The 23,275-nt window shown below is 71.8% G+C and carries 17 protein-coding genes and 1 tRNA gene; 11 read left to right on the top strand and 7 right to left on the bottom strand.

The annotated features are described in order from the left end of the window. Positions 1-297 precede the first annotated feature (297 nt). A complete protein-coding gene (locus ACFV2J_RS06395; protein ID WP_385082499.1) occupies positions 298-1,233 on the bottom strand; it encodes an LLM class flavin-dependent oxidoreductase in 936 nt (311 codons plus the stop codon). Positions 1,234-1,293: 60 nt separating this feature from the next. On the opposite strand from ACFV2J_RS06395, the gene ACFV2J_RS06400 reads away from it, so the two are divergent. The 3 genes from ACFV2J_RS06400 to rph all read left to right on the top strand — a co-directional run bounded on the left by ACFV2J_RS06400 (position 1,294) and on the right by rph (position 5,404). Next, complete coding sequence (locus tag ACFV2J_RS06400; RefSeq protein WP_385082497.1) at positions 1,294-1,791, top strand: MarR family winged helix-turn-helix transcriptional regulator; 498 nt, start codon at positions 1,294-1,296, stop codon at positions 1,789-1,791. A gap of 238 nt (positions 1,792-2,029) precedes the next feature. Then, positions 2,030-2,117 (top strand) — tRNA-Leu (locus ACFV2J_RS06405). Between the two features lie 665 nt (positions 2,118-2,782). Then, on the top strand, positions 2,783-5,404 hold the full coding sequence (rph, locus tag ACFV2J_RS06410; protein ID WP_385082522.1) for a rifamycin-inactivating phosphotransferase: 2,622 nt from the start codon (positions 2,783-2,785) through the stop codon (positions 5,402-5,404). 127 nt (positions 5,405-5,531) lie between these two features. On the opposite strand, the gene ACFV2J_RS06415 is transcribed toward rph, so the two are convergent. From ACFV2J_RS06415 to ACFV2J_RS06425, 3 genes are all read right to left on the bottom strand, one after another. After that, the gene (locus ACFV2J_RS06415; RefSeq protein ID WP_385082495.1) at positions 5,532-7,604 is read right to left on the bottom strand and encodes a tetratricopeptide repeat protein; all 2,073 of its coding nucleotides are present in this window, start codon (positions 7,602-7,604) and stop codon (positions 5,532-5,534) included. Then, a complete protein-coding gene (locus ACFV2J_RS06420) occupies positions 7,601-8,818 on the bottom strand; it encodes a hypothetical protein (protein ID WP_385437526.1) in 1,218 nt (405 codons plus the stop codon). The genes ACFV2J_RS06415 and ACFV2J_RS06420 overlap by 4 nt, the downstream gene beginning before the upstream one ends. Before the next feature lie 914 nt (positions 8,819-9,732). After that, positions 9,733-10,179 (bottom strand): winged helix-turn-helix transcriptional regulator, encoded by a 447-nt coding sequence (locus ACFV2J_RS06425; RefSeq protein ID WP_385094186.1) that lies wholly within the window; start codon positions 10,177-10,179, stop codon positions 9,733-9,735. A gap of 82 nt (positions 10,180-10,261) precedes the next feature. Here ACFV2J_RS06425 and ACFV2J_RS06430 point away from each other — a divergent pair, with 82 nt between their 5' ends. After that, a complete protein-coding gene (locus ACFV2J_RS06430; RefSeq protein WP_385094183.1) occupies positions 10,262-11,284 on the top strand; it encodes a GlxA family transcriptional regulator in 1,023 nt (340 codons plus the stop codon). Between the two features lie 317 nt (positions 11,285-11,601). On the opposite strand, the gene ACFV2J_RS06435 is transcribed toward ACFV2J_RS06430, so the two are convergent. Continuing rightward, complete coding sequence (locus ACFV2J_RS06435; protein ID WP_385437529.1) at positions 11,602-14,361, bottom strand: multifunctional oxoglutarate decarboxylase/oxoglutarate dehydrogenase thiamine pyrophosphate-binding subunit/dihydrolipoyllysine-residue succinyltransferase subunit; 2,760 nt, start codon at positions 14,359-14,361, stop codon at positions 11,602-11,604. Positions 14,362-14,681: 320 nt separating this feature from the next. Between ACFV2J_RS06435 and ACFV2J_RS06440 the strand changes: the two genes are divergently transcribed. Together ACFV2J_RS06440 and ACFV2J_RS06445 are read left to right on the top strand one after the other, a co-directional pair. After that, on the top strand, positions 14,682-15,125 hold the full coding sequence (locus tag ACFV2J_RS06440) for a DUF6884 domain-containing protein (RefSeq protein WP_385094178.1): 444 nt from the start codon (positions 14,682-14,684) through the stop codon (positions 15,123-15,125). 402 nt (positions 15,126-15,527) lie between these two features. Beyond that, a complete protein-coding gene (locus ACFV2J_RS06445; RefSeq protein WP_385094175.1) occupies positions 15,528-16,565 on the top strand; it encodes a TDT family transporter in 1,038 nt (345 codons plus the stop codon). Between the two features lie 76 nt (positions 16,566-16,641). Here the strand turns inward: ACFV2J_RS06445 and ACFV2J_RS06450 are convergent, their stop codons facing one another. Then, the gene (locus ACFV2J_RS06450; protein WP_385437532.1) at positions 16,642-16,929 is read right to left on the bottom strand and encodes an SHOCT domain-containing protein; all 288 of its coding nucleotides are present in this window, start codon (positions 16,927-16,929) and stop codon (positions 16,642-16,644) included. A 287-nt stretch (positions 16,930-17,216) separates the two neighbouring features. On the opposite strand from ACFV2J_RS06450, the gene ACFV2J_RS06455 reads away from it, so the two are divergent. The 3 genes from ACFV2J_RS06455 (at position 17,217) to ACFV2J_RS06465 (ending at position 19,193) form a co-directional block, all read left to right on the top strand. Continuing rightward, a complete protein-coding gene (locus ACFV2J_RS06455) occupies positions 17,217-17,666 on the top strand; it encodes a hypothetical protein (protein ID WP_385437534.1) in 450 nt (149 codons plus the stop codon). Between the two features lie 107 nt (positions 17,667-17,773). Then, positions 17,774-18,613, top strand: a complete 840-nt coding sequence (locus ACFV2J_RS06460; RefSeq protein ID WP_385089976.1) for an SDR family oxidoreductase — start codon at positions 17,774-17,776, stop codon at positions 18,611-18,613. Positions 18,614-18,617: 4 nt separating this feature from the next. Further along, complete coding sequence (locus ACFV2J_RS06465) at positions 18,618-19,193, top strand: gluconokinase (RefSeq protein WP_385089973.1); 576 nt, start codon at positions 18,618-18,620, stop codon at positions 19,191-19,193. 195 nt (positions 19,194-19,388) lie between these two features. Here ACFV2J_RS06465 and ACFV2J_RS06470 read toward each other — a convergent pair whose 3' ends face one another. Next, positions 19,389-19,823 (bottom strand): DUF6325 family protein, encoded by a 435-nt coding sequence (locus ACFV2J_RS06470; protein ID WP_385089970.1) that lies wholly within the window; start codon positions 19,821-19,823, stop codon positions 19,389-19,391. Between the two features lie 188 nt (positions 19,824-20,011). Here ACFV2J_RS06470 and ACFV2J_RS06475 point away from each other — a divergent pair, with 188 nt between their 5' ends. Together ACFV2J_RS06475 and ACFV2J_RS06480 are read left to right on the top strand one after the other, a co-directional pair. Continuing rightward, positions 20,012-21,409, top strand: a complete 1,398-nt coding sequence (locus ACFV2J_RS06475; RefSeq protein WP_385089967.1) for a hypothetical protein — start codon at positions 20,012-20,014, stop codon at positions 21,407-21,409. A 339-nt stretch (positions 21,410-21,748) separates the two neighbouring features. Continuing rightward, the gene (locus ACFV2J_RS06480) at positions 21,749-22,681 is read left to right on the top strand and encodes a cyclase family protein (protein WP_385089965.1); all 933 of its coding nucleotides are present in this window, start codon (positions 21,749-21,751) and stop codon (positions 22,679-22,681) included. The last annotated feature ends 594 nt before the right edge of the window (positions 22,682-23,275 follow it).

Below are 23,275 nucleotides of genomic sequence, written 5' to 3' on the forward strand. Positions count from 1 at the left end.
AACTCCCCTCCTCACAGGCTCGGCCCGTCCCCCGGGGGCGCCCGCTGCGCCCGGCCCCCCGCGGCGGCGGCCGTCTGCTTGGCACCCGAGGGGCGGCCGTCTCCGTGGCATCGCGGCGGCGGCCGTCTGCTTGGCGGGCAGCGGCTGTTCCGGTGACGAAGGATCAGCAACCGCTCCGTGGCCACGGGGGAGCGGCAGCCGCCCCGTGACGGAAGAGCGGTACGTACCCGTGCTGGCGGAGCGGGAGCCGTCCCCTTGCCGGCGGAGTGGGCGGCTCCGTGGCCGGCGGTCGCCCGGTCAGGGGCGCCGCCCCCGCTCCGGTACCTCCGCCGGCACCCGCGTGATGATCTCGTCCACCAGCCACCGTGCGACCCCCGGCGGGTAGGGCTGGGGCAGGCCGAGCACGACGTGGTCCGTGCCGACGCCGATGAGGCCGGTGACCGCGGCCCGGGTGGCGGCGGGATCGTCGTAGGAGACGACGACCTGCACCGACCGGGTGATCTCACGCGGGTCGCGCCCGATCTCCGCGCAGTGGGCGTCGAGGACCCGGCCGCGCTCGGCGACGAACTCCACGCCGTTGTGCGGTGGTCCGGGGACGTTCCAGATGTCGGCCTGCTCGGCGACCAGCCGCAGCAGCCGCGTCCCCCAGCCACCGATCAGGAGTGGGGGCCCCGGCCGCTGCACGGGCTTGGGCTCGTTGCGCGTACCCCGGAGCCGGTAGTGGTGTCCCTCGAAGTCGAAGACGTCCTCGGTCCACATGCGCTTCAGGATCTCGACGGTCTCCGCGAGCCGGGCGACGCCCTCACCGGGCGGGACGAGCGTCAGCCCGTACGCCGCGTACTCCGCGACCGCCGGGTTCTCGCCGCTGATCCCGCCCGCGCCCGTCGGCCGGTGGGTGCCGCCGACACCGATGCCCATGACGAGCCGCCCGCCGGAGACCACGTCCACGGTCGAGGCGATCTTCCCGAGCACGGCGGGGGGCCGGACGCGGTTGCTGGTGACGAGCAGCCCGAGCCGCAGCCGCTCGGTCTGGGCGGCGAGAGCGCTGAGCAGCGTCCAGCCCTCGTGCGTCTGCCCGCTCCTGGGACCGCGCAACGGAAGCAGATGGTCCCAGAGCCAGGCGTCCTCGATCTCGGGGAGGGTGTCGGCCTCCTGCCAGACGCGGCGGATGTCCTCGTAGGAGACGTGCATGGGGGTGGTCTTGATGCCGAAGCGCACGCGCTGTTCGCTCATGTCGATCAGCGTAGCCAATCATCAGGAGAGCTGACAATCAGTTCTGGGTACAGTCCTGGCATGACCGGCGAGCAGCCCCCTGGGTCCCCCAAGTCCTCCGTGCCACCTGCGTCTCCTCCGCCTCAGGTGCTCCTCGAGTCCCGGCTCGGCTATCTCCTCAAGCACGCCCAGCAACGGCTGACGCGGGCATCCGCCGAGGCGCTGGCGCCCTTCGGGGTCGACGGGCACGAGCTGGCGGTCCTGGCGGTACTCGCCGCCGAGTACCCGCTGTCGCAGGTCGAGGTGGCGGGACGACTTGGCGTCGACCGGACCACGATGGTGGCGCTCGTCGACGGCCTGGAGGACCACGGGCTCGTCGAACGCCGTCGCAGCCCCCAGGACCGGCGCAAGAACATCGTGGAGCTGACCGCGGTGGGCCGCGACTGCCTGCGCCGGGCCGAACTGGCCCGCCAGGAGACGGAACGGCGCTTCCTCGCTCCGCTGGGCGAGGAGGCGGGGGCGGCGCTCGTGCGGGCGCTGCGGGTCCTGGTGACGGAGGGGAGGGAGGGCGAGCGGTGACGGTTCGGGAGGGCGTTCGCCGACCGGGTCCGGCCAGTTCGTCCTGGCAGGCCGGGGCGAGCCTCGACGACCCTCGGCGACGGTTTCCTCACCCAAGGTCACCGGCGCGATCCACCCGCGTCCGGCCCCGCACAGCCCCTCCCGGGGCCTGGATATGCAGGTGAAAGGCACCCTGAAACCTTGGTATTGTTGTCCATGTCGCCGCGGGGAACACTCCCGGCCGGGCGGCAGACACCTGGTCCGGGTGGCGGAATGGCAGACGCGCTAGCTTGAGGTGCTAGTGCCCTTTATCGGGCGTGGGGGTTCAAGTCCCCCCTCGGACACCAGCTCAGACCCCACTTCATGTGGGGTTTTCTGTGTTCCGGGACCCTTCGATCACGGAGGCACCGGATCCGGCCGAACCGTCGATCACGCCGACACGGCCCACTCCGCCGTCCGACGGGACGCTCATCGATCACCTCCGAGGTCCCTCCGAGGTCCCTCCGAGCCGAGGTTCCGGGGGACCCTTCGCCGGTGCGGGCGCGCTCACCCCTTGTTCGCCGACGCCCCCGACCGGGCACCAGAAGGCCCGCGTGTCCTCGCGCTCGCGCCGCGGGAACGTGTCGACCGCGGGGCGTCACAAACAGAAAGGCAAGGAGAACACTCTCCCTGCCACTCTCAAGTTATAGCGCGCAGGGGGGCTTGCGGCAAGGCCCCGGTCGCGGCGCACAATCGTCGGCCGAGGCCACAACCTGCGGAAATGGGAGCACGGCGTGCGTGTGTGGGTGTCGACGAACGGGGGCGCGGTCATCCGCCGGCGCGGCGGCGGGTGTTCGGCGCGAAGACGCGGGGGGCGCGGGACCCCCGGCCGGGCGGCGCGGCCGCGCGGCGCGTCCAGGGGAAGGCAACCGGGGACGGGGACGTGCACGACAAGTTCGACGGAGTGGGAGGTGCCGGTGATGCGATCGGCCACCGCGGAGCGACGGAACACGACAGCCACGGAGGTGGCGCGGTGACCGGGCGGTACGTGCTGGATCTTCAGGAGGTCGACGAGACGCGGGTCGCGGTCGTCGGCGGCAAGGGCGCGCACCTGGGCGGGCTGTCGCGGATCGAGGGCGTCCGCGTGCCGGCCGGCTTCTGCGTGACGACGGACGCCTTCCGGCGGATCATGGCGGGAGCGCCGTCGATCGACGACCGGCTCGACGAGTTGGCGCGCCTGAACCCGGACGACCGGGAAGGGGTCCGTACGCTCAGTGCGCGGATCCGCCGGAGCATCGAAGACGTCGCCGTCCCGGACGATCTCGCGGCGGCGGTCGTCGGCGCCGTCACCCGGTTCGGCGAACAGGCCGCCTACGCCGTCCGGTCCAGCGCGACGGCGGAGGACCTGCCGACGGCCTCCTTCGCCGGCCAGCAGGACACGTACCTGAACGTCGTGGGGCCGGCGGAGATCCTCCGGCACGTCGGGCGGTGCTGGGCCTCGCTGTTCACCGAGCGGGCCGTGACCTACCGGCAGCGCAACGGCATCGACCACCGTACGGTCCACATGGCCGTCGTCGTGCAGCGGATGGTCCTCCCGCAGGCGGCCGGCGTCCTGTTCACGGCCGACCCCGTCACGGGCGACCGGACGGTCGCCACCGTCGACGCCGGCTTCGGCCTCGGCGAGGCCTTGGTCTCGGGACTGGTGAACCCGGACGTCTTCAAGGTCCGTCACGGCGAAGTCGTCGACAAGGCGATCGCCGCCAAACAGCGGGCCGTTCACGCCCTGCCGGGTGGCGGTACACGGGAGGTGGCGATCGACTCACGGCACCAGGAGCAGCCGTCGCTGACGGACTCCCAGGTGGTGCGGCTCGTGCGGCTCGGACGGCGGATCGAGGCGCACTTCGGCCGCCCGCAGGACATCGAATGGTGCCTCGCCGACGACGACTTCCAGATCGTCCAGAGCCGGCCGATCACGACGCTCTTCCCGATCCCCGAGAGCGACGACCAGGAGAATCACGTCTACGTATCCGTCGGCCATCAGCAGATGATGACCGACCCCATGAAGCCGCTGGGGCTCTCCATGTGGCAGCTGACGGCCATGGCGCCGATGCACGCGGCCGGCGGAAGGCTGTTCGTCGACGTCGCCCGGCGCCTGGCCTCGCCCGCGAGCCGCGCCGCCCTCCTGGACGTCATGGGGAGAGGCGATCCACTGGTCAGGGACGCCCTGGAAACCGTCCTGGACCGCGACGACTTCATCCCCTCGCTCCCGGACGCGGGGCCCGGCGGGCCGCCCGCCGCGCGCGCTGCCGCCCTGACCGGGACCGCCCCGATCGAGACCGATCCGGCCCTCGTCACCGAGCTGATCGAGCGCAGCCAGGCGTCCGTCGCCGCCCTGGAGCGCGACATCCGGACGAAGAGCGGACCGGCGCTGTTCGACTTCCTGCTGGAGGCCTTCGAGGAGCACAAGCGGGTCCTCGGCGATCGGCTGAGCATGCAGGCGATCATGGCGGGGATGGAGGCCACCTGGTGGCTCAACGACCGGTTGGAGGAGTGGCTGGGCGAGAAGAACGCGGCTGACACGCTCACCCTGTCCGCCCCCGACAACATCACCTCGGAGATGGGACTGGCGCTGCTCGACGTCGCGGACGTGATCCGTCCGCTGCCGGAGGTGGTGGCGTTCCTCCGGGGTGTCGAACGCGTCGGGGACGACACCTTCCTGGACGGGCTGGCGAAGCTCGCCGGCGGCACCGAAGCGCGCGACGCCATCGAGGCCTACCTCGACCGGTACGGCATGCGCTGCGTCGGCGAGATCGACATCACGAGGCCACGGTGGCGCGAACGCCCCGCCACGCTCGTGCCCGTGATCCTAGACAACGTCAGGAACTTCGAGGCGGGCGCCGCCGGACGCCGCTTCGAGCAGGGGCGGCGGAAGGCGCGGAAGAAGGAACAGGACGTGCTGTCACGCCTGCGGGCCCTGCCGGACGGGGACCGCAAGGCCGACGAGACCAAGCGGATGATCGACCGGGTCCGCACCTTCATCGGGTACCGGGAGTACCCGAAGTACGGCATCATCAGCCGTTACTTCGTCTACAAGCAGGCACTGTCGGCGGAGGCCGAACGCCTCGTGCGGGCCGACGTGCTCCTGGAGAAGGAGGACGTCTTCTACCTCACGTTCCAGGAGTTCCACGACGCCGTGCGCGCGAACCGGGTGGACCACCGGCTCGTCCAGGAGCGCAAGGACGCGTTCCGCTCGTACCAGGCGCTGACGCCGCCCCGGGTGCTCACGTCGGACGGGGAGGCCCTCACCGGGGCGTACCGGCGCGACGACGTGCCGGCCGGTGCCTTGATCGGTCTGCCGGTCTCCGCCGGGACCGTCGAGGGCAGGGCCCGTGTCGTCCTCGACCTGGCGGAGGCCGACCTCGAAGCGGGCGACATCCTGGTGACGACCTTCACGGACCCCAGCTGGTCCCCGCTGTTCGTCGGCGTCGCGGGCCTGGTGACGGAGGTGGGCGGTCTGATGACCCATGGCGCCGTGATCGCCCGGGAGTACGGCCTGCCGGCCGTCGTGGGCGTGGAGCGGGCCACCCGCCTGATCCGGGACGGACAGCGGATCCGCGTGCACGCAACCGACGGGTACGTCGAGCTGCTGTCCTGACCGACCGGACCGGCAGGCCCCGTCCGCAGGCCTCCGGCCGGACGACGCCGAGCAGTTGACGGCCGTCCGGCCGGATGGCGGAGAGGCGGGGCGGAGACCTCCGCGAGGGCTGCCGCGGACCGCGCTCTCACCGGGCGCTGGACGCGGCGCAGAGCCGGCGCTGCTCCTGGAGTTCGGCGGTGTCGGCGTCCGGCAGCGCGAGTGCCTGGTCGAAGTCCCTGAGGGCGAGGTCGGGGCGGTCGCCGGCGAGGTGGGCGATGCCGCGGTTCAACAGGATGTCGGGGTCGTCACCGACGGCTTCGAGCGCGGCGGTCAGGTCCGCGACCGCCAGTCCCGGGCGCGACTGCCGGAAGTGCGCCACGGCACGGTTGATCAGCGCGGCCGGGTAGCGCGGGTCCTTCTCGAGCGCCGCGTCGAACGCGGCCAGGGCGCCGTCGAGTTGTTCGCGGTGCAGGAGGACCGTGCCCTTCAGGCAGAGCAGTTGGAGTTCGCCCGGGTGCAGACCCAGCCCGGTGTCCGTGTCGGTCTCCGCCGCGTCGAGATCGCCGGTCTCCAGCAGCAGTTCCGCGCGCGCGATGCGGGTGTCGAGGTCGCGCGGCTCCATCTCGAGCACGAGGGCGAAGTCCGCGAGGGCGCCCGGGTGGTCGCCGACCTGCGCGCGGGCGGTGCCACGGTTGTAGTACAGCTCGGGGAACGGAGGCGCGAGCCGCACCGCACGGTCGTAGTCGGCCAGGGCCGCGTCGAAGTCACCGCGGTCGCGCGAGATCCTGGCCCGTTCCGAGAGGTAGTCGGTGTAGTAGGGGTCGATCTCGATGAGTCTGGTGTAGTCGGCGTGGGCCTCGTCCGGCCGGCCGAGCGCCACCAGCAGTCGGGCCCGGTTGTAGAGCAGTTGGGAGCGGTGCAGGGCCCACTGGTCGTCGTCGAGCCGCTCGTCGAGCCGGGTGATGCACGACTCCACGAGCGTCAGGGCGCGGTGCAGGTTGCCGCGGTGCATCTCGACGAGGGCCAGGCCGTTGTCGTGGAAGACGCTGTACGTCAGTCGTTCGGCCGGGTCCGGGAGGATCCCCGCGATGGCGACGGCGTGGTGCTGCCACTGCACGGCCAGTTCGTGGTCGCGGGGTTTCAGGAACCGGGTGTGCAGCATCGCGATGGCGTAGCTGGTCATCATGTGGATCTTGGGATCGGTGAAGCGGCGCAGCAGGCTCTGGTACAGCTCCAGCGACTGTTCCAGGCGCCCCACCGGGATGCAGGCCGCGGCCGCCTCCCGGGTGAACTCCCAGTAGTCGTGCTCGTGCGAGCGCGGATCGGTCAGGCCGCGGCCGCGCAGACCGAGGTCGACCACGGCGGCGGAGAACCCGGTGGCCACGGCATGGCGCTGGGCTGCGAGCAGGGCGGCCCGTCCGGCCCCGGCGGGGTCACTGCCGTGTTCGCGGTGGTGGGCGACGGCGCCCATGCGGATGCCCCAGGTGGCCGTCCGTTCAAGGGAGTCGGCCCGCAGGTCGTGGAGGCGGGCGCGGGTCCGCGGGTCGGCCCGCCGGTATCCGTCGAGGGCGCGGGGGTCGTCGTCGGTGCAGTCGCCGTCCACATGGACGGCGGCCCACTCGTCCGGGGTCCGGTCCTCGACCGGCTGCTCGGCGGTGCGCGGGACGGGCAGGACGGTCACGTCGGCCAGGGCGTCCTGGAGCTCCCCGGGGAACGGGCCGCCGGTCGCCGAGACCACCACGCGCAGCAGGCGGGGGTCCGCCCGGCGGAGCAGCAGGGCGATCAGCTCCTGTGCGGTGGCCTCGGCGGCGTGCGCTTCCTCGAAGGCGATCTCGAAGGCGGTGCCGTCGTGGATGCGCCGGGCGTATTCCAGCAGGAAGCCGACGATGCCCTGGCTCATGCAACGGACCCAGCCCGCGCCGAAGAAGCGGGTGCGTTCCTCGTACGGTGCTTCGTCGGCCAGGGTGCGCGGCGGCGGTCCGATGAGGTGGGCCAGCTCCGGCATTCCGTACAGGAGGGCCACGCGATGCTCCTCGACAAGGTCCGGCCAGCGCCGGTACGCCTCGGGCAGAACCGCCCGTAGCACCGTGTCGACGCCGGTGTAGGGACCGCGCAGCCGCTGGTGGCAGCGGACCACGAGGGCCTTGCCGGTGTGGGCTGCGATGGCGCGCAGACGGTCGTCGCGCCTGTCTCCGACGATCCGCAGATGGCCCGTCATGCGAGTTCAACCTCCGGTGAAGAGGACGTGGGGGAGTGGGCGGACTTCTTGTTCCGGCGCTTTCTCCGGGACAGCACGAGGAGTGCGGCGATCTGGGCCACGTTCATGCACAGGGACAGCACCGCGTCCCAAAAGGCCGCGTCCACGCCGCCGTTGTCGAGTGCGCGCCCGGCAATTCTGACGTATTCGACCGTCACGGGGACGCTGACGAAAACGGTGATAGCGGCGAACGCGCCATATCCCAGGACGATGAAAGGTCCGTAGAATGCGCCGACCCGGCGGTCACGGGGCGTCCAGTTCTCCTCGTCCACGACCCGGTCTGGGCGATTCAGGAGACGCCATACGCGATTCTTCATCAGGGTCATGCCCGCGTCGTGAAGGTCATAGCAGTTCCACGCGGTGGCCGCCACGTAATAGAGATCGGTCCGGAGATAGAGCTGGAGCTGCCAGAGCATGCGCACCGCGACCGTGAAGGCGAGCCCGAGACAGAGCCGCCCGGTCGGCGAGAACGATCCGCCCGGATTCCGGGTCAGGTCGGCGACGAGCCCGAGCACCGCGAATACCACGCCGTCGCAGACGATTCCGGCGAAGAACGGGAGATAGCGTTTCGCCCGGCGCACGCTGAGCAGCCCGTTGATCTGGGTTTCGGCGACGATGTACGTCAGCCGGTTGCTCACGCTCAGGCGCGTGGGCAGACCGAGGCGCCGGCCGGCGAGGATGTGGAAGCTCTCGTGCAGCAGCAGGAGCGGCACCTGGCCGAGGGTGATGACCAGCTGGACCACGAGGAGCGAGTGCGTGAAGAAGATCTGCCCGGGATGCGGTGCCAGGTCGGGCCGCGTGAGCGCGGCCCACGTCCAGCCGCCGACGACGGCGCCGTACAGCAGCCACGCGGGCGGCGAGAAGACGGCCCGGCCCAAGCCGCGCAGACCCACCTCCGGCGCGGGAGCGGCCGGCTGTGCCCGGTCCTCCTCGCCGACGAAACCGAGCTCCCGCAGGGTGGCCACGAAATCCTGGAGATCGGCCTCCTCTCCGAAAGTGGTCTCGTACCAGTCGGCGGCGGCGCCGAGTGTCATTCCCCGCATGAGCTGCCGCAGCAACTCAGCGCCGTCGGCCGGGAAAACCGCGTAGGAACCGGTGTCCAGTCGGCCGACCACCACCTCGTCACCTTCGGGAACGAAACTCAGTTCGTGGAAAACGAGGCCGTCACCGGCCACAGACCCTCCTCCAAAGGAATTCCGGATAAAGAACCCGGGTGCGCCGGCAGGCGGCGCACCCGAGCGTGGTGCAGTGGGGCGATCAGGCCTGGACGGAGTACGGGCACTGACAGGCGGCCGACGTCAGGCGCACGTCGCCGGTGCGGCGCACCGCAATCTTCTTGGAGCCGGCCTTCTTACGCATGGCGACAGTCGACTTCATGACGGTCCTCTCTCGACGGTTCGCGCACCGACCGGCGGTCGGCGGCAATCAAAGATCTTCCAGCCGGACTGCGGGTACAAGGTCCGATCGCGCCAATCGGACAACCGGGAATCCCGGTTCGGCGGAAGGGTTCACAAGAAAGCGTTTCCGCTCTCCTTCATGAGGCCGAGAACGCTGTTCGCCGCTGATTCCGTCGTGCGGGCACCGTCGACATCGTTGCCAAGGGGTACCGGCAGCCTGTTTTCCCACCTGGGGCCGCACGAAGCGCACGTGCGGAAACAGAAATCCATCGACCGTGCCGCGGAAAGCGGAGTGCGCCCCGCCGGATTCCGCTTGTTTCGAGGTGTCTTTTCCTGGACTTAAAGGAGGGCAATGAAATCGTCAAAGTATCGACCGTTCATGCTCCGCGCGCCGTTTCCCCATTCCTTGTACCCGAAGCAGGACAACGGCTTCCGGATACCGGACGCGGCGACCGGACGGCGAGCGCCGCAGCCGGTCGCCCCGCCCTCTCCTCCGCTTGGGTCCCGGACTTCCTGCCGGCATCGCCGCGCCGTCGGGGCCTCACCGGACCCGCACCGCCCGTGGGCATGTCCCCGTCAGCCGACCGCTTTCGGGCTCCCGAGGAGCGGCCGGCGGCGGACCCCGCTCCGACCGCCGTGGCCGATACGGGTCACGCACGGCCGCATCGCCCCACGCGGACCTGCCGGACGGCCTACGACGCCGGACGGCCCTCTTCCCGTACGGTCACCAGACCGCCCCCCTCAAGAGGCTCGCCGCACCGGGCACAGACGACCCGGGTCTCCACGTCGGCGCCGCACGTGTGCAGGAACCGCGGTGCGGGGGGCGGGTCCTGCAGGTGCCGAAGGCCCCATTCGCGGAGCCCGATCAGCACCGGCTCCAGTGCCTGCCCCGACGCCGTCAGGTGGTACTCGGAGCGGGGAGGGCGGTCCTGGTACGGGCGGCGCTCCAGGATGCCCGCGGCCTCCAGTGACCGCAGCCGCTTGGTGAGAACGTCCCGCGGCGCTCCGGTGTTGGCGCGGATGTCGGCGTAGCGCCGGACTCCCATGAACACCTCGCGCAACACCAGGAGCGACCACCGCTCTCCTACGAGGTCGAGGGTCCCGGCTATCGGGCAGGCGCGCGGCTGGGTGTCGGACATGCCGCAATCCTAGTTGGTTTGTTCTACGAACTCACTGCGCATAGCATCGACCGTACGCCCATGTCAGGTCCGGAGGCATTCGATGAACCACAAGCGCGCCGGAACCGACCCGCTCCTCGTGACGATCTTCGTGTTCCCCGGGGTCCGGCTGCTCGATGTGACCGGTCCGATCGAGGTGTTCACCTCGGCGAACGACTTCGGCGGCGACTACCGGTTGAACATGGTCTCGGCCGACGGGAACGAGGTGACGACGTCGGCGGGGACCCGCCTGGGCGTCGACATGGCCGTGGCGGACGCGCGGGAGACCAGTGACGTCCTGGTGATTCCCGGCGGCCCGGACTGGGATCGGATGATCAAGGACGACGCGCTGCTCGACCTCGTGCGCGGGCTCGACGCGAACTCGCGCTGCACGGCCTCCGTCTGCACCGGCGCCTTCCTGCTGGCCGCCGCCGGTCTTCTGGACGGCCGCAGCGCCGCCACCCACTGGCGCCACTCACGGCAGTTGGCCCTGCGCTTTCCCGCCGTCCGGGTCGAGCCGGACGCGATCTTCGTGCGCGACGGCAAGGTGATGACCTCGGCCGGGGTCACCGCGGGCATCGACCTCTCGCTGGCTCTCGTCGAAGAGCACTACGGGGCCGAAGTGGCCCGCGCGGTGGCCAAGGACCTGGTGGTCTTCATGCAACGGCCCGGCGGACAGTCCCAGTTCAGTGTCCGCGCCCGCGCCGCGCACACGCGTCAGGACATGCTGCGCCGGGTGCTGGACGCCGTGGCGGAGGACCCCGCCGCCAACCACACGCTGACCGCCATGGCACGAAGGGCCGGCGTCAGCTCCCGCCATGTGGCCCGGCTGTTCTGCGAGGAGTTGGGCATGACGCCGGCCCGGTACGTGGAACAGGTCCGGCTGGAGGCGGCGCAGGCGATGCTGGAGTGCGGTGACGATCCGATGGCCGTGATCGCCCGCCGCACCGGGTTCGGATCGCCCGAGTCGCTCCGCCGGGCGTTCGTACGGAATCTCAAGGTGACCCCGGGTGTGTTCCGGGCGCGGTTCCACACCACCGGAGTGGCGGATGCGGGGGTGCCCGCGGGGCCGAGGAGCGAGGGTTGAGCGGCGCGCGGACCGGGACACGGCCGGCACCGTGAGCGGTCCGGTCCTCGCGGCAGGCTGAACGGTCCTTGTGGCACGCTGAACGGTCTTCGTGGCATCCGAGGGCGGGACGGACTCGGCGCCCCGCCTCGCGGGCGGAACCGCGACAGGGTGCCGCCGCGGGCTTCCTGGACCTTTCCACCGGGTCCTCGCCCCCACTCCCACGGCGCCCCCCGGGCAGCCCGGCCGCCGCCGTTCCCCGGCGCGGACTCCCCGCGCCACGCCGGGCCGAGCGGTCCCGGGCCGGGCCCCCTGTCCCGGCCGGACCCTCGCGGGCGTCAGGCGAACGCCCGCCCGACGAGGTCGCGCTGTTCGGCGGCGTGACGCCGCGCGGACCCGACCGCCGGAGCCGAGGCCGCCGGACGGCTCACACACTGCACGGGCCCTGCGGTCAGAGGGGCGACACGCGGCGCGACGAACGTCCACGCGCCCTGGTTGGCCGGCTCCTCCTGCACCCAGCGCACCTCGGCGCCGGACGGGTACCGGGACAGCTCCGCCGCCAACTCGTCGGCCGGGAAGGGGTACAGCCGCTCCAGCCGCACGACGGCGGTGCCGTCCTCTCCCGAGTCGCGCCGACGCGCGTCCAGGTCGTAGAAGACCTTGCCCGAACACAGCAGTACGCGTTCGGTCCGTGCGGGGTCCTGCGTGGTGTCCGGGACGACCGGGCGGAAGGAACCCTCGGTGAACTCCTCCAGGCCGGAGGTCGCGGCCTTCGACCGCAGCATGGACTTGGGAGTGAAGACCACCAGCGGCCTGCGTCGCGCGTCGAGGCCCTGTTCCCTGAGCAGATGGAAGTAGTTGGCCGGCAGCGAGGGGTTGGCGACGGTCAGGTTGTCGTCGGCGCACAACTGAAGGAAGCGTTCCATGCGGGCGGAGGAGTGGTCCGGCCCCTGCCCCTCCAGGCCGTGCGGCAGCAGCAGCGTGACGCCCGACCGTTGCCCCCACTTCTGCTCCGAGGAGGAGATGTACTCGTCGACGACCGTCTGGGCGCCGTTGGCGAAGTCGCCGAACTGCGCCTCCCACAGCACCAGGGCGTCCGGCCGGGCCAGCGAGTAGCCGTATTCGAAGGCGAGCACGGCGAGTTCGGACAGCAGGGAGTCGTACGGCGTGAACCGCGCGGCCTCCGCGCCGAGCGCGTTCAAGGGAGTGTGCTGCCGGCCCGTACGGCGGTCGGTGAGGACGGCGTGCCGCTGGCCGAAGGTGCCCCGGCGGGAGTCCTGACCGGACAGCCGCACCGGCACTCCGTCCAGGAGCAGCGATCCGACCGCGAGTGCCTCCGCGGTGGCCCAGTCGACGTTCCCGCCGTCGAACATGGCGGCCCGCCGGTGCAGTTGGGGCAGCACGCGCGGGTGTGGGGTGAAGTCCCTCGGCAGGTCGATCTGGGCGCCCAGGATGTGCCGCAACGTCATCTCGGCGATCGCCGTCACCGGTCGGCGGGCCGGCGGACCCTCGACTTCGGGGGCCGGCGGCGCTCCGGGGCCGGGTGAAGTGGCCCCCGCCGTCTCGGTGAAGGCCCGCTGGAGCTGCTCGCGGTAGCCCTGCCGGGCGCTTTCGGCCTCCTGCTCGCTGATCACGCCCGTGCCGTGCAGCGACTCGGCGTAGAGCTTCCGCACGGACGGCCGCGCGGCGATGCGGTCGTACATGGCCGGCTGCGTGATGGAGGGATCGTCGACCTCGCTGTGTCCGTGGCGGCGGTAGCAGACCAGATCGACGACGACGTCCTTGTGAAACGCCTGACGGTAGTCGAAGGCCAACTGCGCCACCCGGGCGACCGCTTCGGGATCGTCCCCGTTGACATGGAGGATGGGGGCCTCGACGGTCCGGGCGACATCGGTCGCGTACGTACTCGACCGGCCCACCGTGGGTGCGGTGGTGAACCCCAGCTGGTTGTTGATGACCAGGTGGACGGTCCCGCCGGTGGCGTAGCCCGGCAGCTGTGACATGTTCAGCGTCTCCGCGACCACACCCTGGCCCGCGAGGGCGGCGTCACCGTGGACCACCACGGGCAGGACGGAGTGCGGTTCGTGGCCGTCCTCCGCGAGATCCTGCCGCCCGCGGACGACCCCCTGCGTCACCGGCCCCACGATCTCCAGGTGAGAGGGGTTCGCCACCACGGAGACCGCGATCGCGTGACCGTCCGGGGTGTGGAAGGTGCCGGCGGCACCGAGGTGGTACTTCACGTCGCCGGAGCCCTGTACGGACCGCACGTCGACCGCGTCCTCGAACTCGTCGAAGATCTGGGCGTACGGCTTGCCCACGATGTTGGCGAGCACGTTCAGCCGGCCGCGGTGCGCCATCCCGATGACCACCTCGCGCATGCCCAGCCGCGCGGCGCGTTCGAGCACCGTGTCCAGCAGGACGATGGCCGACTCGCCGCCTTCCAGCGAGTACCGCTTCTGCCCGACGTACTTGGTGTGCAGGAACGTCTCGAACGCCTCGGCGGAGCCCAGCCGGTACAGAATCCGCAGTTGCTCGGCGCGTCCCGGACGCGGCGGCGGAACCTCCACGCGGCGCTGGATCCAGAGCCGCTCCTGCTGGTTCTGGATGTGCATGTACTCGATACCCGTAGGACCGCAGTACGCGTCACGAAGCGTCTTCACGACGTCGCGCAGCGTCATCAACTGGTTCCCCGCGAAGCCGTCGACGGGGAATTCGCGGGCGATGTCCGCGCCGTCGAGGCCGTGCCCCGACGGCTCCAGGTCCGGATGGCCGGCGGACGGCTCGGCGGACAGGGGATTGGTGGCGGCCGCCAGGTGTCCGCGGACGCGATACGAGTGGATCAGCGCGGCGACGCGGACCGCCTTGACCACGAGGTCGGCGTCGCTCTCCCGCTCCCGCGCCGCCGGCCCGGGCGCCGTGGCTCCGGCGGGCGCGGGTACGGCCTCCGGCGCCGAGGCACGGAAGAAGTCCCGCCAGACCCGGTCGACGGAGTCGGGATCACGGAGATACCGCTCACGGAATTCGTCGACGAGCCATTCGTTGATACCGAATTCCGCCTGGTGCGGGATCGAGAGAGCACTGCCTGAAGGTGATACCACGGCGTAGAACGCCTTCTTTCCACATACGGAGACCGTCGCGGGCGGCGTGGCCAGCCGACCACGCCGCCGTTGGGGCCGAGGTGGTCCGCGGCGATGAGGACCGTCGACCTCGTGCGCTGTCCACGAGACTACGAGGGCCCTGCGGCACGGCAGGAGACGCGAGCGTGCCAGGACGGCGGCAGATCAGGACGTGTCCCCGCGCGCGTCCACGGCATGTCCGGATGTGAGGGCCCCGTGTCCTCCGGCACGGCCATGACCGTGCCCCCGAGCCGTGTTCCACGGGGGAAATCCGTCCTCAAACGGACCTGGGAGGGACCTGCATGACCCCGGACGAACACACCGACGGCGTCACCCCGGAACTGATCGTCATCCCCTGCGGAGCACGCAAACTGGACCATCGCGCCCGGGCGGCGGACCTCTACACCGGTTCGTACCACCGCGCGTGCCGAAGGGCCGCCGAGGCGCTCCGGCCGGACCGGCTCCTGATCCTCTCCGCCCGCTACGGCCTGCTCGGTCTCGACGACGAGATCGAACCGTACGACACGCCGCACGGTGCCGCCGACGCGGTGACCGCCCGCCTGCTTCGGGACCAGGCGGCGGAGCGCGGCATCACGGACCTCGACCCCGTCGTGGTGCTGGGCGGCGCCCGCCACGTCACTCTCGCCAAGGCCGTGTGGCCGCACGCCCTGACCCCGCTGAGCGGAACGCGCGGCATGGGCGAGCAGGTGGCGCGCCTCGCGGCGATGGCGCGCTCGGCGGGCTGACGGATTCCGCGGGACGTGTCACGCGGGATGGTCCGAGGGGCACGATCCGCGCGAGGTCCCGCACGACGTGAGCCGTCGTGTCCCGGGTCCGGACGGCGGTCCTCGCCAGGTCCTGATGTGAGGGCGTTGTGGCGCTCGCCGTTGTGCGCCAGGAACGGGAGGCGGCCATAGCCTCGTGGGGCCGACGGGCCGACGGACTTGGCCGCGACCCGCGTTCTGCTGGGCTGCGGCCGCGGTCGGCCGGTTCACGACGGTGATCCCCAAGACGAGAAAGAGGCGTTCCACCCCGTGACACCCCAACCCAGCAGTGCCGGAGCCGTCCCGATCGAGGGCGACGTGGCCCCTGGAGATCCCCTTCCCGCCCGTCCGCGCCTGCCCACGGCGCACGTGAGGGATCGTCCGGTGTTCGGCCCCAGTTGGTTCGCGGCCGTCATGGGCACCGGCATCGTCGCGAACGCGGTGGTCACCCTGCCCCGCGGCCTTCCCGGCCTGCGGACCGTCGCCACGGTGGTCTGGTCCGGAGCCGGCGTGCTCCTCGTCGTCCTGGCGGTCGGCTACGCCCGTCAGCGGTCGCTGCGGCTGCACGCCGCCGATCCGACGCAGGCCCAGTTCTTCGGCGCTCCGGCCGTGGCCTTCCTGACGGTGGGCGCCGGCGCGCTGCAGCTCGGTGGTCCGGTGATCGGTGAACGGGCCGCGCTGGACGTCGACTTGACGCTGTGGTCGGTCGGTACGGTGCTCGGTCTCGCCACGGCCGCGACGGTGCCGTACCTGATGGTCACCCGGCACCGGTTCGCCCCGGACGCGGCGTTCGGTGGCTGGCTCATGCCGGTGGTACCGCCGCTGGTGTCCGCGACGACGGGCGCGCTGCTCGTCCCGCACATGCCCGCGGGGCAGTTGAGGCTGGCCCTGGTGCTCGGCTGCTACGCGATGTTCGGACTCGGACTGGTCGCCGCGTTGTTGGTGCTGGCCATGGTCTACAGCCGGTTGGTGCACCATGACGCGCCCACCGGCGCGATGGTGCCCACCGTGTGGATCGGACTGGGGGCGCTGGGGCAGATCGTGACGGGACTGGGCGCGCTGGCCGCCGCCGCGCCGGGCGCGCTGCCCTCGACGTACGTGCACGGCACGGCGGTCCTCGCGCTGCTGGGCGGAGTCGGGGTGTGGGGCTTCGCCATGCTGTGGCTGGCGCTCGCCACGGCGCTGACGGTAAGGGAGTTCAGATCGGGGCTGCCCTTCGCACCCACCTGGTGGTCGTTCATCTTCCCGCTCGGCGCCTGCGTCACGGGCACCGCGGCCCTCGCGGCCCGTACCGGGTCCCAGGTGTTCGTCTGGGCCGCGGTCGCCCTCTATGTACTGCTCGTCGCCGCGTGGGCGGTGGTGGCCTACCGCTCACTGCGGCACGCCGCCGCGCATGCGGGTGGGTCGCGGGGGCGGGCGTAGTCCGTCGCCAGGGGAGGGCTCGGTCGCCGTCCCCGTGACGAGGAAGCGCCGGGCGCCACCTCGCGCCCGGCGTCCGTCAGTCGCTCAGGATCCTGCGCTTCTGGTCCGCGAACTCGGCCTCGGTGAGCACGCCCTGGGCCTTGAGTTCGCCGAGTCGCTTCAGCTGGTCGATCTTGTCGTTCATGTCGTCGGTCAGCGGGGCCGACGGAGGGAGCGGGGGAGTGGCGACGAGGGAGGCCGCGGCTCCGGGCGCGGCCTGCTGGGCCCAGCGGCCCTGCTGGCGGCGTGAGACACGGTTCGACACAGCCGTCGCCGTGCCCGCCACCACGGCCGTGCGGGCGACTCCGCGGAGAAGACCTGGCATGGTGTTTTCCTTTCTCCCAGGAGCCGTGCGGATGGGAACAGCTCCGCCTTTCGGTGCGCGCATCCCGGCGCGGGACACGTCCGTGAGACGCGTCCATGAGGCACGTTCATTGGACCACCGTGGGAATTCCCGCGCACTTCCGTACCGCGAGTTCCCGCCCTGGGTCCGCCTTATGCGCAGCGCCGGAATGGAGCCGTTCTGCCGGTCGGTGATTCTCGTGGCAAGCTGAAACGTGGCCACCGGCCGGTGACAGGTCGGTGGCGAGGCCTATGCGGGAGGAGCTCGAAATGGCCACCACCGGAATGCACCAGCACGACACCGGAAGCCGTAGCGAAAGCCACGGCGGAGGAATCTGGGTGTCCAGCTGGACCGCCTTCGCCGCAGTCATGATGATCTTCGGCGGAGCGATGGCGATATTCCAGGGGATCGCCGCCATCGTCAAGACCGACGTCTTCGTCGTCACCCGCAACTACGCCTACACCTTCGACATGACGGGCTGGGGCTGGATCCACCTCGTCCTCGGTGTCCTGGTCGTCCTCGCCGGTGTCGCCCTCTTCCGCGGGGCGATGTGGGCGCGCATCACCGGAATCGTGCTGGCGGGCCTGTCGATGGTCGCCAACTTCCTGTGGCTGCCCTACTACCCGGTCTGGGCCATCGTGCTGATCGCCGTGGACGCCTTCGTCATCTGGGCGCTGTGCATCGGAGCGCGGGACGCCCGCGACGCCCGTACCGCGTAGCAGGCCGCCCCGTCCCGGACGGCCCGACGACCCGCCGGACGGGTGTCGGGCCGTCCGGCTCGGACCGGGCGTTGCGGCCCACCGACCGCACCCGGAAGGAGAGACGCGTGGAGAACAGCGGCAGTGAGGGTCGCCCGCCTTTTGCCCACCAGCTCCTCAAGGGGCAGAAGGCGCTGGTGACGGGCGCCAATTCCGGCATCGGGAAGGCCACCGCGATCGGCCTGGGGCGGGTGGGCGCCGATGTGGTGGTGAACTACGTGGCAGGGCGGGACGAGGCGCAGGACGTGGTCCGCGAGATCGAGTCCTTCGGCGTCCGTGCCTACGCGCACGAGGCGGACGTGTCACAGGAGGACCAGGTCGTCGACATGGTGTCGCACATGGTCGGGGAGTTCGGGACCATCGACGTCCTGGTCGCGAACGCGGGACTCCAGCGCGACGCCGCCCTCACCGACATGACCATGGCGCAGTGGCAGAAGGTGCTGGACGTCAACCTGACCGGCCAGTTCCTCTGTGCCCGCGAGGCGGCCAAGGAGTTCATACGCCGGGGCGTCGTCCCGGAGGTGTCCCGTTCCGCCGGGAAGATCGTCTGCATGAGCTCCGTCCACCAGATCATTCCCTGGTCGGGCCACGTGAACTACGCGTCCTCCAAGGGCGGAGTGCAGATGCTCATGGCGACCCTCGCGCAGGAGCTCGCTCCGCACCGGATCCGGGTGAACGCCGTGGCCCCGGGAGCGATCCGCACCCCCATCAACCGCAGTGCCTGGGACACCCCCGAGGCCGAGGCCGACCTGCTCCGGCTCATCCCCTACCGCCGCGTCGGCGACCCGGAGGACATCGCGAACGTGGTGGCGGCGCTGGCCTCCGACCTCTTCGACTACGTCGTGGGCACCACGGTCTACGTGGACGGCGGAATGACCCTGTTCCCCGGGTTCGCCACGGGCGGCTGACCCCATCGGCGGCCACCCGGCGCACACCGCGCACCCCACGTCCGGAGTCCGGAGGAGGCCCCCGATCGTCGTGGTGCTCGGGGTGTCGGGTTCCGGTAAGACCACCGTCGGCACGGCGCTCGCGGAGGAGTTGCGCGTGCCGTTCGTCGAGGGCGACGCCGCCCATCCCGCCGCGAACATCGCCAAGATGGCCGCCGGCCACCCGCTGGACGACGCCGACCGCGAGCCCTGGCTGCGGACCCTCGCCGCGCGCGTCCGCAGGTCGGCCGAGGCCGGGGAGGGGCTGGTCCTCGCCTGTTCGGCGCTCAAGCGGCGGTACCGCGACGAACTGCGGGCGGCCGCGGGCTCCGGGCTCTGGTGTCTCTACCTCGCCCTGGACCGGGACACCGCGCGCGACCGTGTGGCACGGCGCACCGGTCACTTCATGCCCGCCCGGCTGGTCGACTCCCAGTTCGAGACGCTGGAGCCCCTGGAACGGGACGAGCCGGGCCTGACCGTCGACGCCACCGCCGCCCTTCCGGCGAACCTCGCCCTGGTGGGGGCCGCCGTGGGGCACTTCGTCGGGCGAGCGGCCGACTGAGGCGTGAACCCGGTCGGCTGAAGGGGTGGCACGGTCGGCCGAGGGGGCAGCCGGTGTCCGCTGGTCGGTCCATGTCGCGCCGATGCCACTTCGGCCGGCCCGGCCCGGGCCAGGCGGCCGCGGAGGACGGCCACGGTACCGCCGGGCCCTTCCCGGCCGAACAGCCGCTGAGCCTCGCTCCCGGCCCGGCAGGCGTCAGGCCCTGGCCGGCCGAGCTCCCTCGGTCGCGTCCAGCGCGGCCAGGACGTCCGGTACCGGGATCCGTCCGGAGGCCACCATCTGCGCGCCGCCGCGGCGCAGGGCCGCGGCGAAGGGCGCGGCCCAGAGGTTCTCGTAGACCAGGATCCCGGCGGAGTTGCCCGGTTCCAGGGCGTGGCCCGCCTCCTCGATGTCGTCCTCGTCCAGCAGGCCGGAGGACACGCCTTCGAAGACGGCGAGGTCGAGAGCCCCGTCACCGGTGAGGTCGGCGATCTCCAGGCCCGTCACCGACCCGTCGTCCTCTTTTCTGACGAACATCAGATCGAGGATACGGATGAGGCCGCGGTCCACCAGATCGACGAGCAGCGGAAATCCCTCGCCGGTCGTACGGCCGCCGGGAAACTCGATCACCACGTAGTCGATCGGCCCCATTTCGACGAATTCATCGCGCACGGATTCGCTCACGGCTTCACCCCTGGATGGTCATGGAGTCCCCGGAATTCCCGCTGTTCCCGCATGCCATTCCAACATCGGACGGAACCGGTCGCACCTCGGTGCGGCGTTCACCCGCCGGACCCGTCCGGGTCGCCGGATCGGGGCCGTGGGGCTCTCGTTGACCCATGACCAGCAGCGCGCCCGAGCCCGATCCGGACCGGCATCCCGTGGCCCCGCCCGGCGGAGAGCCGCGTCTCTCGGCGGGGGAGCGCACCGAGCTGGACGAACTGCGGCACCGGGTCAGCGCTCTCGAGGGCGCCGGGCCGGCGGGGGCCGCGGGGCACCACTGGCTGCGGTCGACGGGTTCGGTCCTGCTGATCCTCGTCGCCGCACTGCTGTCGCTGCTCTCCGTCGTGGCGGTCTGGGCGGACAGCATCGTGCGGGACACGGACCGCTACGTCGCCACGGTCGCCCCGCTGGCGCGCGATCCGGAGGTCCAGAAGGCGGTCACCAACCGCGTCACGAGCGCGGTGCTGGCCCAGATCGACGTGGAGAAGCTGGTCAAGGACCTGGAGCGGGCGGCGGCGGAGAAGGGCGCTCCGACGGGGGCGGCCAAGCTGCTCGGCGGCCTGACCGGCCCCCTCACCAGCGGCCTGAAGGCCCTGGTCGGCGACACCGTGGAGCGGGTGGTCTCCAGCAAGGCCTTCGACACCGTCTGGGTGGACGCCAACCGCAGGGCCCACGCCGCGCTGGACAAGGCACTGACGGGCGAGTCCGGAGGCGCGGTGTCCGTCGAGAACGGCCAGGTCGCCATCGACGTGGCACCGCTCGTCCAGCAGGTGAAGGACCGGCTCGTCAGCGCCGGTCTGCAGCCCGCCGCGCTGATCCCGGCCGTGCACACGGACTTCGTGGTGTTCGCGTCGAAGGACATCGGCAGGGTCAGGACGTATCTGAGGGTGCTGGAGATCGTCGGCAGCTGGCTGCCGGTCGTCGCCGTGCTGATCGCCGCCCTGGGCGTGTACCTGGCGGTCAACCGCCGCCGGGCCCTGATCGGGGCCGCCCTCGGCGTGTTCGTCGCCATGGTGGTGCTCGGCGTCGCGCTCACGGTCATGCGGGCGGTCTACCTCGACCATCTGCCCGTGGGAGCGTCGGAAGGCGCCGCGGCCGCCGTGTTCGACGCCCTGGTCAGGTTTCTGCGGGCCGGCGTACGGGCGGTGGGCGCGCTGGCTCTGGTGACGGCCGCCGGAGCCTTCCTCGTCGGGCCGTCGCCCGTCGCCGTCCGCGTCCGTACGGGCTGCGGCAGGGGGATCGGGGCCGTGCGTGACGTCGCCGTGTCGGCGGGACTCCCGCTGGGCGCGGTCGGCCGCTTCGTGCACCGCTTCAAGCGGTGGATCGGCGTCGTGATCCTGGCGGTCGCCGCGATCGTCCTGTTCACCTGGAGCTACCCGACCACGGCGGTGGTGGTGTGGACCCTGGTGATCGTGCTCGCCGCCTTCGCGATCCGCGAGTTCCTCGACACCGGCCCCGGCCCCACCGCGGGGTCCGCTCCCGGTTCCGTACCGTCTGCCACCCCGTCGGCCTGACGGCGCGTCGGCGCCGCTCGCGCGCCGAGGCGACGACGGGTTCGAGCCGACGACGGGTTCGAGCCGCCGACGCGTCCGAGCCGACGACGCGTCCGTGCGGGCGTCCGGGAGATTCGCCGCCGGGGCGCACGTGGCTTTCGGCCGGACCCACGGCCCGCGCGGCGCCCCCCGTTCGCGGCTCCGGTCAGGACGACGCACTCGCCGCCGTGGACCCGACCTCCGTGGGCCCGGGCGGTGCGCCGGCTCGCGGTCCGGCGGGCCGTCCCGCACCCGGCGCGGTGGTCACGGGGCCCGGCGACTCGGCGTGCCGGACTCCGGCAGCTGTCGGATGGTGGGGACATGCGGACGTCCGACGAGCTCAGCGAGGCCGAATTCCGGTCGCTCCACCGACACCTGCGCGCCGTGGCCCCCGGCGCCTCCACACCCCGGGGCGCCCTGGACACGATCACCGAGGAGCAGGTGCTGGCGGCGGTCGCCGAGGTGCGGTCGGGACGTACGGTCTCGCTCGCCGCCACCGTGGAGACCCGTACCGAACCCGATGACGCCGAGCCGGCCGAGCACCGGCTCACCGCCCCGCCCGACGGCAAACCGGCGCCGAGCGGCCTGGACTTTGCGCGCGACCAGTTCGCCATGAACGTCCACGGCGACGCGGACAGCCACCTCGACGCCCTGTGCCACGTCATCTACGACGGCACCCTGCACGGTGGCATACCGGCGACCGACGCGCTGTCGCCGGACGGATCGAGCGCCCTGTCCGTCGAGCTGGCCCGGAACGGCATCGTCGGACGCGGTGTCCTCCTGGACATCCCCCGGCTCTACGGCCTCTCCTGGCTCGAACCCGGAGCGAACGTGACCTGCGACGACCTCATCGCCGCCGAGGCACGGCAGGGGATACGGGTGCGCCGGGGCGACATCGTCCTGGTACGGGTCGGGCACCGCAGGCGCCGCGAGGAACTGGGACCGTGGGACGTGGCCCGCGCGCGTGCCGGACTGCACCCGACGGCCCTGGAGTTCCTGGCCTCGCGGCAGGTGGCCGTCCTCGGCAGCGACGGCAACAACGACACGGCGCCGAGCGCCGTACAGGGGGTCGCGTTCCCGGTGCACGTGCTCGCCGTCCACGCGATGGGGCTGCACCTCCTCGACTATCTGCGGTTCGAGGACCTCGCGCCGATCTGCGCGCGGGAGGGCCGCTGGACGTTCCTCTGTGTGATCGCCCCCCTCCGCCTGCCCGAGGCGACGGGCTCCCCCGTCAACCCGCTCGCGATCCTGTGACCGGGTGAACCGCTCGGGCTGCCGGGCCCGACCGGTTCGGGTGTCCCGGCCGGCCGGTGGATGCTTCCGGACAGGCCCGCACATCCGTGCCCGCACCCGTCCTTCGCCGCGCACGCCTCACCCGTACGGCGCAACGGTGCTCGCGTCGCGGGGCCGCCGCGTGACGGGACGGGCGGCCGGCGGGGGCGACCGGCGGATCTCGGGACCCGGCTGCCGCGGCTGCGACAGACCGTCCTGACACGGTTCCCGGTGATCACCCGCCTCGCCTCCCACCTGATCGCCGTCGACCTGCCCGACTCCGCGACGCGGTCGGCGGCCCAGGCCTTCCTGACGGCCGTCCCGCTGCTCTTCATGGTCGCCGTCCTCGCGCTGCTGTCGTGGCTGGTCCCGCGCTGGTCCCGCTCCGCGTCGTCGTCGCCCTGGGCATCACCGCCGGGGCGGTCGTCGCGCGGGAACCCGCCGTGTCGCGGCGCCTCGGCTCACCCGACTGGCCCAACTCGCCGGGACCATCACCCAGGGATACCTTGGTCGTCGAGGAGGTCGTCGAGGAGGTCGTCGAAGAGGTCGTCGAAGAATTCGTCGGGGATTGTCGCG

This window comes from Streptomyces sp. NPDC059668, from assembly GCF_042734135.1.
GTDB lineage: Bacteria > Actinomycetota > Actinomycetes > Streptomycetales > Streptomycetaceae > Streptomyces.